The organism is Acidobacteriota bacterium, assembly GCA_034211275.1.
Classification (GTDB): Bacteria; Acidobacteriota; Thermoanaerobaculia; order Multivoradales; family JAHZIX01; genus JAGQSE01.
This window is the reverse complement of the sequence record JAXHTF010000221.1, coordinates 1-10,358: the sequence shown is the minus strand read 5'-3', so window position 1 is coordinate 10,358 and position 10,358 is coordinate 1. Positions and strand designations below refer to the sequence as shown.

General features: G+C 69.0%; 9 protein-coding genes. 2 read left to right on the top strand and 7 right to left on the bottom strand.

From position 1 onward, the window contains the following. Window positions 1–534 precede the first annotated feature (534 nt). The 7 genes from SX243_22585 to modA form a co-directional block, all read right to left on the bottom strand. Window positions 535–2,004: a pyridoxal-dependent decarboxylase gene (locus tag SX243_22585; protein ID MDY7095772.1), complete on the bottom strand. Its 1,470-nt coding sequence runs from the start codon at window positions 2,002–2,004 to the stop codon at window positions 535–537. A gap of 108 nt (window positions 2,005–2,112) precedes the next feature. Continuing rightward, window positions 2,113–3,267, bottom strand: coding sequence for a thioredoxin domain-containing protein (locus SX243_22580; protein MDY7095771.1), 1,155 nt, complete (start codon window positions 3,265–3,267; stop codon window positions 2,113–2,115). 158 nt (window positions 3,268–3,425) lie between these two features. Continuing rightward, window positions 3,426–4,289, bottom strand: a complete 864-nt coding sequence (locus tag SX243_22575; protein MDY7095770.1) for a hypothetical protein — start codon at window positions 4,287–4,289, stop codon at window positions 3,426–3,428. Beyond that, window positions 4,286–4,954, bottom strand: coding sequence for a dTMP kinase (tmk, locus tag SX243_22570; protein MDY7095769.1), 669 nt, complete (start codon window positions 4,952–4,954; stop codon window positions 4,286–4,288). The genes SX243_22575 and tmk overlap by 4 nt, the downstream gene beginning before the upstream one ends. Window positions 4,955–5,150: 196 nt before the next feature. After that, entirely contained in the window at window positions 5,151–6,419 is a 1,269-nt protein-coding gene (locus SX243_22565; GenBank protein ID MDY7095768.1) for an ATP-binding cassette domain-containing protein, read from the bottom strand. A gap of 33 nt (window positions 6,420–6,452) precedes the next feature. Continuing rightward, the gene (gene modB, locus SX243_22560; GenBank protein MDY7095767.1) at window positions 6,453–7,133 is read right to left on the bottom strand and encodes a molybdate ABC transporter permease subunit; all 681 of its coding nucleotides are present in this window, start codon (window positions 7,131–7,133) and stop codon (window positions 6,453–6,455) included. Window positions 7,134–7,144: 11 nt separating this feature from the next. Next, window positions 7,145–7,975, bottom strand: a complete 831-nt coding sequence (gene modA / locus SX243_22555) for a molybdate ABC transporter substrate-binding protein (protein ID MDY7095766.1) — start codon at window positions 7,973–7,975, stop codon at window positions 7,145–7,147. 229 nt (window positions 7,976–8,204) lie between these two features. On the opposite strand from modA, the gene SX243_22550 reads away from it, so the two are divergent. After that, a complete protein-coding gene (locus SX243_22550; protein MDY7095765.1) occupies window positions 8,205–9,674 on the top strand; it encodes a sulfatase in 1,470 nt (489 codons plus the stop codon). 39 nt (window positions 9,675–9,713) lie between these two features. Continuing rightward, window positions 9,714–10,358, top strand: a 645-nt coding sequence (locus SX243_22545) for a hypothetical protein (protein ID MDY7095764.1), incomplete at its 3' end; no start/stop codon positions are given.

Here is a 10,358-nt window from a genome sequence, read left to right as displayed (position 1 = left end):
CCGCATCGCAGTGGTGGTGGAAGACCTGGGCACCGGCCGCTGGGGAGCTCGGCGGTTGGAGGTTTCGGGGCTCTGAGCTGCAGCTGGACCGTCTCAGTAGTGGGCTGGCGCAGTGGTGGGCTGGCGCCCACCCTACTCGCGGAGATGCCGCATTGGGCCGTAGGGTGGGCGCCAGCCCACCATGTTGCGAACTCGCACTAGCCGGACTTACCCCGTTCGGACTGACGAGAGAAACCGGCGCGCTCTTGCCCGTTGGAGCCAGACCCTCACCCCCTCTTGTCCCCCTCTCCCAGCCACCCTCCCAACCTGCCGGTAGAGGGGGAAGCTCGAAGCTCACCGTTGAGCGAAAATTCAGCGGTGAAATCCAGGGGAACGGGTGGGGGCGCCCCTCTACCGGGCGGGGGATCGGGAGGGCTGGGAGAGGGGTCGGGGGTGAGGGATTGCTCAAACTCCTCGCACCGGATGTGTCCTACCTTCACCCTGTTTCGATCCGCCACCTTCGATCCGCCAGCTCCGAGAGGAGGTCGCCACGAGCTAGGAGCCTTCCCTCCGCAACCGCTCCGCGGTCTCCTGGATCAACCGCCAGGCGTCCTGGACGAACTCCTCGGTGGTGCGCAGATTGCCGATGGCCAGGCGCAGGACGTAGCGGTCCCGCAGCACCGTGTGGGAGAGGAAGATGGTGCCGTCGGCGTTGATGGCCTCCATCAGACGGCGGTTGAAGCGGTCCTGGGCTTCCCCGTCCTCATCAGGGCCGTCTGCGCCGTCCAAGGCGCGAAAACACACCAGACTGAAAGGCACCGGCGCCGAGACTTCGAAGTGCGGATCGGCGTCGATGCGCTCCGCCAGCTCCCGAGCCCAACGACAATGCTCGCGGATGCGCCGGCGCAGGCCCTCGACCCCGAAGCTGCGGAAAACCATCCACATCTTGAGCGCCCGGAAGCGGCGGCCCAGCTGCGGACCGAAATCCATCAGATTGGTGACGCCGGTGTCGCCGGTCTTGAGGTACTCCGGCACCAGCGAGAACGCCTCCTTGAGCTCTTCCTCGTCGCGCAGCCAGAGCACCGAGCAATCGACGGGCACGAAGAGCCATTTGTGCGGATTGATCACGATGGAGTCCGCCCCCTCCATGCCGCGCATCAGCTCCCGGTACTCGGGGCAGATGCCGGCGCTGCCGCCGTAGGCACCGTCGACGTGCAGCCACAGATCTTCCCGGCGGCAAATCTCGAGGATCGGCTCCAGAGGGTCGATGCTGGTGGTGGAGGTCGTGCCGACGGTGGCCACCACCGCAATCGGCAGCCGGCCGGCGGCGCGATCCTCCGCCACCGCCGCCGCCAGCGCCGCCGGGTCCAGGCGGAAGTCCTCGTCGCTAGCCACCCGCCGCACCCCGTCGAGCCCCAGGCCGAGGGTGATGGCCGCCTTGTCCACCGACGAGTGGGCCTGATCGCTGGTGTAGACGCTCATCGGCGGAGCCCCGAAGAGCCCGTGCTGGCGCACGTCGTGACGAGGCCGGTCTTTCAGCTGAAGAGCCTGCCGGTGGCGGGCCGCCGCCAGGGCCAGGAGCGTGCTACTGGAGGCGGTGTCGTTGATATGCCCCTGGAAGATCTCCGGCAGGTCGAGCATCTGGCGCAGCCAGTCGCACACCAGGCGCTCGAGCTCCACCGCCGCCGGCGAGGTGCGCCAGAGCATGGCGTTGACGTTGAGGGTGGCCGCCAGGGTCTCCCCGACGATGCCCGGCCCGGAGCCGGTGATGGAGAAATAGGCCATGAATCCGGGATGGTTCCAATGGGTCATGGCGGGCTCGATGAGCCGCTGGTAGTCGTCGAGGATGCGCTCCATGGGCTCGCCCTCGGCGGGCGGTGCCGCCGGCAGGGAGGCCGTGACCTCGCCGGGCTGGACCCGCGGCAGCACCGGATACTCCGCCACCCCGTCCAGATAGTCCGCCGCCAGGTCCGCGGCGCGATGCAGCGCGGCACGGAATTCGTCGTTGGGTAGGTCGTTGGACATCGCTTTCTCCTGGACACTCTCTCGCTTTCGAAGACCTCAGAACGACGAAGGCGGTGAACCCGCACCCGAGCCCACCGCCTTGGTCAGGAAACCCGAAGATGGGTGGTCTTATTGCACCCGCTCCAGCTCCTCGTCCACGATGGCGGCGATGGCCTCGTAGGGCTGGGCACCGCTGAGGAAGCGGCCGTTGATGAACATGGCCGGGGTCCCCTGGACGCCGGCGACCACGCCCGCCTGCATATCCGCCTGCACCTGCTCGGCATACTGATCGGAGTCGAGGCACTCGTTGAAGGCGCCGGTGTCGAGACCCAACCGCTCCGCCTTCTCCTTGAGATTCTGCACCGCCAGCTGCTGCTGCTCCTCGAACATCAGATCGTGCATCTGCCAGAACTTGTCCTGGTCGGCGGCGCAAAGAGAGGCCTCGGCGGCCTTCTGAGCGTTCTGGTGGAAGTTGAGAGGGAAGTGGCGGAAGACGATGCGCACCTTGTCGCCATACTCATCGACCACCTTGTCCAGGGCCGGCACCACCCGCGAGCAATACGGGCACTCGAAGTCGGAGAATTCGACGATGGTCACCGGGGCGTCCGCCGGGCCCTTGGCCGGCGCGCCTTCCGCCGCCACGTCCACCCGGAAGGGACCGAGCTTGTACTCCACGGCGTTGTCCGCCTCCAACGAGGCGTAGAACTCGGCGCGGGCCTCATCCGCCCGCTGCTGCTGCAGGTACTCGCGGATCCGCGGCTCCACCTGCTCCTTGGGCTGGGGGATGCGGCTGCGGTTCTGGTTGTAGAAGGCGTCGATCTCCTGAGCGGTCACTTCCGCCACTTTGGCATTCACCTCGGTCTCGAGGAGCTCTTCTTCGCTCACTCCCTGGGCCGCGGCGGCCTCCGCCACCAGCCGATCCCGCACCAGCTGCTGCACCACGCTCTCGTAGACCTGGTGCTTGCTGCGCTTGTAGTTGGCCTCGCATTGGAGCTTCTGAATCTCGGCCTGGTCGAGCTGGTCCTTGGCTTCCGTCTGGACCTCGCCGCGGGTGATCTCCTCTTCCCCCACCACCGCCAGCACGTCGCCGGGATCGCCGTCCGTAGCGGCATTAGCGCCGGCGGATGAAGCCGTGCGGGCCGGGGCCGCGGTGCTCGAACCAGCGTCGGAGGCCGAGTCGGAAGCGCCGCAGGCAGGCAGGATGAGTAAGGCGAAGCCGAGCAACCCGAGGGCGGGCATCAACGCCAGCCGCCGGGCGGAAGTCAGTCGGTGGGGGAAGGTCATGGTCATCTCTCCTTGGTGACTTGTGGACAAGATCGTCTGGACAAGGTCGTCGAATCGAATTGGCCCGTTCTGCTAGTGCTGCTTCTTCGTGCAAACCGAGTGCCATGCCTGGAGCGGGCCATCCTCTAAGCGGGAGCGCTCCGGGGATCTGCAGCAGCTTATCGGCCGGCCGAGGGACCCTCCCAACCTTTCGCCGCAAGGTGCCGGGCCAGCAGCCCCTCGAGGATGCGGTCGGCGGGGATGCCTCGCAGCCGAAAGGCGGCACCGCCCAGCAGCGCCTCCGCCAGGGCCAGCAGCCGCCGACGGGCCGCCGGCGGCATGCCTTCCACTTCCAGGCTGCCCAACACCGCCCGCGCTGCCACCGCCCACGGACGGCCGGATCGGGGATCCTTGAAATCCGCCGCCGAGCCCAACACGCCGGCGGCGGCGAGCAGATAGACCCCGGCGCCGTTCTTGGCGTACTCCAGAATGCAGCGGGCGAAATCCTCCGCCGTCGCCGCCACCGCCTCTGGATCCACCTCCGTCGCCGCTCCCAAAAAGACCGAGAGGGAGCGGCTGCGCAGGGTCGGCAGCAAATCGAATTGGGACGGCGCCAGCAGCTGAAAGTGTCGCGGAGCGGTGACGTGGGGCTCTTCCAGCGCTTTGAGCAGGGCGTTGGCCGCCTCGCCGGTCAGGCTCTCGGCGCTGGCCACCACGAAGACCTGCCCCCGAGCCTCGAAGGGCGAGACCTGGGCCACCTGCAGCAGCCGGCGCACCGCCTCCACCGAGGTGGAGGTCTTGAGATCGCGTTCCAGGACGTGGAAGTCGGGATGGAAGACCTCGTCGTCGGTCCCCGGCCACTGCAGCCGGCGGCAGTGGTTGCACACACCGCAGGGCCGCTCCTCCGGCGCCGCCGCGCACAGCAGCGTACGCGCCAGCTCGAGGGCGCTGTCACGGCGCCCCTGATCGTCGCCGCCGTGGAGGATGAGGGCCGGGTAGAGCTCCCCGCGACGGGCCAGCTCGAGGGTGTCGGAAAAGCTCACGTGCCCTCCTGGTCCGGCGGCGGCTGGGACGGCACCAGCAGCTCCTCCAGCCGAGCCCGCGTGAGCTGCCAGGCCTGCTCCAGGGGCCCGCTGGTGTCGATGACCGTGAAGCGCCGCGGCTCGGCGGCGGCCAGGGCCAAGAAACCCTCCCGCACGCGCCGGTAGAAGTCGAGCCCCTCGGCGTCCAACCGGTCGACCTCGGCGGTGGCGCGGCGGGCGTGGGACTGCCCACGCTGCTGGGCCAGCTCCGGCGGCAGGTCGAAGAGCAGAGTGTGGTCCGGCCGCCGGTGGTGGGTGGCCAGGCGGTCGATGGCCAGCAGCACCTCCCGGTCCACCCCGCGGCCGGCGCCCTGGTAGGCGAGGGTGGAGTCGGTGAAGCGGTCGCAGAGCACGTGGCGGCCGGCGGCGAGGGTCGGCTCGATCATCTCCACCAGATGCTGGCGCCGGTCGGCGAACATCAGCATCGCCTCCACCCGGCCGTCGATGTGGCCGCGCTCCGGATCGAGAAAGATCCCCCGGATGGCCTGGCCGAGGTGAGTCCCCCCGGGCTCCCGAGTCGTCTCGAAATCGACCCCCTGCCTTTCGAGCCACTCGGCGGTACGCTTCAAATGGGTCGATTTACCGCTGCCGTCGAGGCCTTCGAAGGTGATGAAAAGCGCGTTCATGATCCGGCGAAAGATACCATGAAGGGGTTATTTCCTTGAGATGCCGGGTCTCTCGGCGGTGCCTTGAATTGCTGGCCATGGCTTGGAATGCCAGTGCCCTGGAATACCAGTGCCCTCGAATGCCAGTGCCTTGAGGTGGCGGGCTGGCGCCCGCCCTAAGGGAGCTTGGAACAAGCGGTGGCTCGGAGGAGCCCCCTCACCCCGAAACCAAGCGCCAGCTGTGGGTCTTGACCACCAGCCACACCCGGGCGCCGACGCTCAGGTCGAGGGCCGATACCGCGGCGGGGGTGAGGCGGGCGAACCAGCGGCCGGCGCGGACGTAGATGGTGGAGCCTACGGGGATGATCTCGTCCACCGCCGTCTCCAGCATGTTGCGGGCGGAGAGGCCCTGGGGCTTTTCGGTGGCCAGGAGGACCTCCTCCGCGCCCACCGCCAGCATCACCGAGTCTCCCGGGTCGAGGGCCTCCAGCAGGGGCACGGCGATCTCGCCGCCGCCCTCTAGAGCCACTCGGGTCACTCCGCCCTCGGCGTCGTGGGCCAGCACCGTCGCCTGGACTTGATTCTCGCCGCCCCACTCCGGCCAGCGCAGCAGCACCTCCGGGCGCCGCAGGACGGTCTCCGTGGGGCCCTGGGCCTGGACGCGGCCGTTGTCCAGGAGCAGCACCTCCCGGGCCAGCGCCCGGGCGTCCTCCGGCTGGTGGGTGACGATGAGCATGGGCACCTCCAGATCGTCCCGCAGGCGCTGGATCAGCGCCCGGGCCTGGCGCGCCCGGCGGGGATCGAGGCCGGTGGTGGGCTCGTCCAGCAGCAGCAGGCGGGGGCGGGCCAGCAGCGCCCGGCCCAGGGCCACCCGCCGCATCTCGCCGCCGGACAGGCCGGAGGGCATGCGCTCCATCAGATCCCCCAGCTCCAGAGCTTCCACCAGACGGTCCAGCTCGATCCGCTCCTTGGCGGTGGGCCGCCGGGGGCGCAGGCTGGAGGTACGCCCGTAGAGCAGATTGCGGCGCACCGACAGGTGGGGGAAGAGGGCGCCGTCCTGGGGCACGTAGCCCAGCTGGCGGCGCTCCGGGGGCAGGAAGAGGCCGGAGTCGGAATCTTGCAGCAGCCGTCCGCCCACCCGCACCCTTCCCTCGGCCCAGCGCAGGCCAGCGATGACCTCCAGCAGCACCGACTTGCCGGCTCCACTGGGGCCCAGCACCGCCGCCGACGGCCCCAGCTTCGTCTGCACTTCGATGCGGAAGCCGGTGACCCGCAGATCCACGTCCACCTCCAACACCGGTGGCTCCGCTTGGGGCGCCTCCGGTGTTCTCGGCTCCTGGACACCAGTCTCACCGACGGCTCGACCCTCTCCATCCTGCGCCCCATCTTCGGCAACGCTGTCTTTAGCAACACTGTCTCTAGCAGCACTGTCTTCAGCAGCGCTCTCTTCGAGCAGGCCGTCCCGTTCCTCCACCCCTTCGTTCATCGACGATCGCTCCTCATGACTCCCATCGGCGGCTCACAGCCGCCGTCCCAAAGCCCGTTCTCCCCGCCCCACCAGCCATTGACTCAACAACAGCACGGCGAAAGCCAAGACCGCCGCGAGCCCTGCCAAGAGCAGTGCCCGGCGGTCGTCTCCGATCTGCACCTGCTGGAATAGAGCCAGCGCCAAGGTTTGGGTGCGTCCTGGAATATTACCCGCAACCACGATGGTGGCGCCGAACTCACCCAACGCCCGGCCGAAGGCCAGCACCACGCCGCCCAGGATGCCGCGCCAGGCCAGCGGCAGCTGCACCTCGAAAAAGGTCGCAGCCGGGCCGCGGCCGAGGGTTCGAGCCACCGCCAGCAGCCGGGGATCAACTTCCTCCAACGCGCCGCGGGCGGTGCGCACCAGGAGCGGCAAAGCCATCACTCCTCCGGCCAGCACCACCGCCAGGCCGGTGAAGGCCACCTCCAGCCCGAAGCTGCGGTAGAGCCAGCCGCCCACCGGCCCGCCGCGACCCAGCAGCGCCAGGAGCACGAGCCCGACGGCGGTGGGCGGCAGCACCAGGGGCAGGGTGACCAGGGTCTCCAACACCGACCGGCCGCGCAGCCGCGGCCGACTCAGCAGCCAGGCCAGCAGAACCCCGGGAACGAGGATCCAAGCGGTGCTGGCAGCGGCCACCGCCAGGGTGAAGAGAAGGACGCCGGTGAGATCCATCCGGTGACTCCTCAGGCCCCGGAGGACCCGGAGGTCCCGGCGATCCCGGGAGTTGCGGAAGAAAAGCCATGCCGGCGGAAAATCTCCATCGCACGGTCGCCGCGCAGGAAGTGGCCCCACCCGCGGCTGGCCGCCCCCCGTCCTCCCTGGACTGGTGCGGCGGGATAGGCGATGCGCGGCTCTTCGCCCTCTCCTTGGCTCCAGACCACGCGGACCGCCGGCACCCCACCCCCGGCCGAGACATCACTGGCATAGACGATGCCCGCCGGCAAGTGCCCGCCGGCCACCGCCGCCAGCGCCGCCCGCACATCCGCCGCCGGCACGATGCGGGGCTCGAGGCGAGCCCACAGGTTCTCTCCGGCTGAAGCTTCGATCCAGCGCCGGGCGTAGACTCCCGCCGGCACCGCCGCCGGGTCCGCCAGCGCCAGCCGGTCGAAGCCCTCGAGCTCCGCCAGCGAGGCCAAGCTCTGCACCGGCGAAGTGCGCGGAACCACCACCACCAGACGGTTGGTGAGGAGCTCGAAGACCTCTTCCTCCCGCACCCGCCCCGCCGCCTGGACCACCTCCATCTGCCGCGCGTCCGCGGAGAGGAAGAAATCCGCCGGCGCACCGGCGACGATCTGCCGCGCCAAGACGTTGGAGCCCGCCAGATTGAGCTCCACCGTTTCCCCGCCGGCGGCGCGGTAGGCAGCGGCGACCTCGCCGAGAGCTTCGCTCAAGGAAGCGGCGGCGAAGACCCGCAACGGCGGCTCGGCGCTGCCTTCCCTGGAGCCCCCTGCCCCACAACCCGCCGAGAGCCCGCAGACCGCCAAGAAGAAGCACAGCGCTGCCAGAGCCACCATCCAAGGCCTCGAGAAGCTCGTAAGAAGCGCGCCGAGACGGGTCACCGGGAGCATGGGGCGATGGTATCCGATCCGCGTCCTACCTCGCCTCGTCACCCAGCTCGTTGCCGCAGCACGGCATGCTATACTCCTGCCTCTTCCGGCCCTGTTTTCACCTCTGAATCAGATCGAAATCGAACATCCTGCTGCCGGCCCCCACGACGTGCCCATCGCTGGATCCATCACGAGCTTGAACTACCAGAAATCCTCATCCGCTCCCCGTCGAGAACCTCGCCGCCGTGCCTGGCCGGGGGCTCTTTTGCTGGCGGCACTCTTCCTCTGCGGCGCCTGCGCCGAGCCCGAGCCCGGCGTGCGGGTAGTGCTGATCACTCTCGACACGCTACGCCTGGACAGCTTCACGGGCGTGGCCGGAGAGAACGGGACCGCGGACGGCGGCGTCACCACCATGCCGGAGCTGGAGCGCTGGGCCCAGGGCGGCGAGATTTTCGACCGCTGCTTCTCCGCCACCTCCACCACCCAGCCGTCCCACGCCTCCATGCTCACCGGGCTCCACCCCTGGCAGCACGGCGTCACCCGCAACGGCCAGCGGCTGGCGGCGGAGCTGGTGACGGTACCGGAGAAGCTCCAGGAAGCGGGCTTTGCCACCGCCGCGGTGGTGGCCTCGTTCCCCCTCGCCTCGACCTTCGCCTTCGACCAGGGCTTCGAGCACTTCGACGACCGCTTCGAGCTCGGCAAGCCGGGCTCCCAATGGCGCCAGGACGCGGAGACCGCGGGGCCCCACACCGACGACGAGTCCGACAACGAGACCGAGGACGAGCACGAAGAGGAAGATCCCGAGGAGCAGGCGCCGGATCGCTTCTACAACCTGGCCAACGAGATCACCGACCGCGCCCTGGCGCTGCTCGACGACACCACCGCCTCGCAGCAATTCTTCTGGTTCCATTACTTCGACGCCCATAGTCCCTACGGCGACACCGGCGACGGCGAGACCGTCACCCCCAGCCGCATCCTGAGCCGCGCCGAAGAGGGCGAGCCGGTAGCGCCGGCGGTGGCCGAGGCGCGAGCCCTCTACGATCTCGACGTGCGCTTCATGGACCGCCAGCTGGGACGCTTGTTGGAGCGCCTGGAGGCGGACTCGGAGCGCTATCAAACCCACGTGGTGGTGGTGGCGGACCACGGCGAGAGCTTCGGCGAGGACGGCTCCCTGGCCCACGGCCGGCGCCTGATCCCGAGCCAGATCCACGTTCCCTGCATCGTGCGTTCACCGCTGCTGGGCCCCGGCCACCGCACCGAGGTGGTGGGCTCGGTGGACATCGCCGCCACCCTCGCCGCCCTCGCCGGCGTCGAGGCGCCGGAGATCGGCGGACGCAACCTGCTGGCTCCGCCGGACCGCCCGGCCCGGGCCTTCGGCATGCGCCGCACCTACCGCGAGCCCTACCGCGACCGCCGCCTGGACGGCAGCATGGTCCTGCTGGACCACAACCTGTTTTACCTGGTGGATCGGGACGGTAAAATCTATCGCGGCAACTCCGGAATGTTGATGCCCCCGGCGCCCGGCGCCGAGCTGCCGGAGGAATTCCAGCGCCAGTTGACCCAGCTCTTCTCGACCTTCGAGGAGCAGCTCGCCGGCCGTTCCACGGAGGAGCTGTTGGACGACGAGACCCGCGACGCCCTGCGATCCCTCGGCTACGTCGGCTGAGATCCTCGGCCGGCGCCGACAACCCCGAAAGTCTTTTCTATGACCCAGTCCACGACGACACCTCCGAAAAGCTCCTCCCCGGAAACCACGTCCCCGAGCACCGCCGCCACTGCGCCTACGACGGAAGCAGCTCCCACTGTAGAGGCCGGCAAAGACTCCGAGTTCTTCGACTATCAGCGCTGGGAGGCCCGCCTGCCGGAGATCTCGCAGCAATATGCCCAGGCCAGTCCCTACCCCCACATCCACCTGGAAGGGCTCCTGGACCCGGCGCTGGCCCAGCGGCTGGCGGAGGAATTTCCTGCCCCCGACGCTGCGTCCTGGATCCAATACAAGCATTACAACGAGAACAAGCTTGGCAACACCCGCCGGGAACACTTCCCGGACACCATCGGCCGGGTGGTGGACGAGCTGTGCTCGCCGCGCTTCGTCGCCTGGCTGTCGAAGCTCACCGGCATCGAGGGTCTGATGCCGGACCCCTCCCTGGAGGGCGGCGGCATGCACCAGACGGAGCGCGGCGGCTTCCTCAACATCCACGCCGACTTCACCATGCACCACCACAAGACCAACTGGCGCCGGCGGTGCAACCTGATCCTCTTCCTCGCTGCGCTTCATGCCCCGGTCCCACAGCTCCAAGGCTCCCCGCCATTCCTCCTGCCAGCCGGGATTCAGGAAGAGGATCAGGTT

Bases quoted from the DNA above. Each gene is read 5' to 3' on its own strand.
- modA (MDY7095766.1), bottom strand. From the start codon at position 7,975: ATGGTGGCTCTGGCAGCGCTGTGCTTCTTCTTGGCGGTCTGCGGGCTC.
- modB (MDY7095767.1), bottom strand. From the start codon at position 7,133: ATGGATCTCACCGGCGTCCTTCTCTTCACCCTGGCGGTGGCCGCTGCC.
- SX243_22580 (MDY7095771.1), bottom strand. From the start codon at position 3,267: ATGACCTTCCCCCACCGACTGACTTCCGCCCGGCGGCTGGCGTTGATG.
- tmk (MDY7095769.1), bottom strand. From the start codon at position 4,954: ATGAACGCGCTTTTCATCACCTTCGAAGGCCTCGACGGCAGCGGTAAA.
- SX243_22585 (MDY7095772.1), bottom strand. From the start codon at position 2,004: ATGTCCAACGACCTACCCAACGACGAATTCCGTGCCGCGCTGCATCGC.
- SX243_22565 (MDY7095768.1), bottom strand. From the start codon at position 6,419: ATGAACGAAGGGGTGGAGGAACGGGACGGCCTGCTCGAAGAGAGCGCT.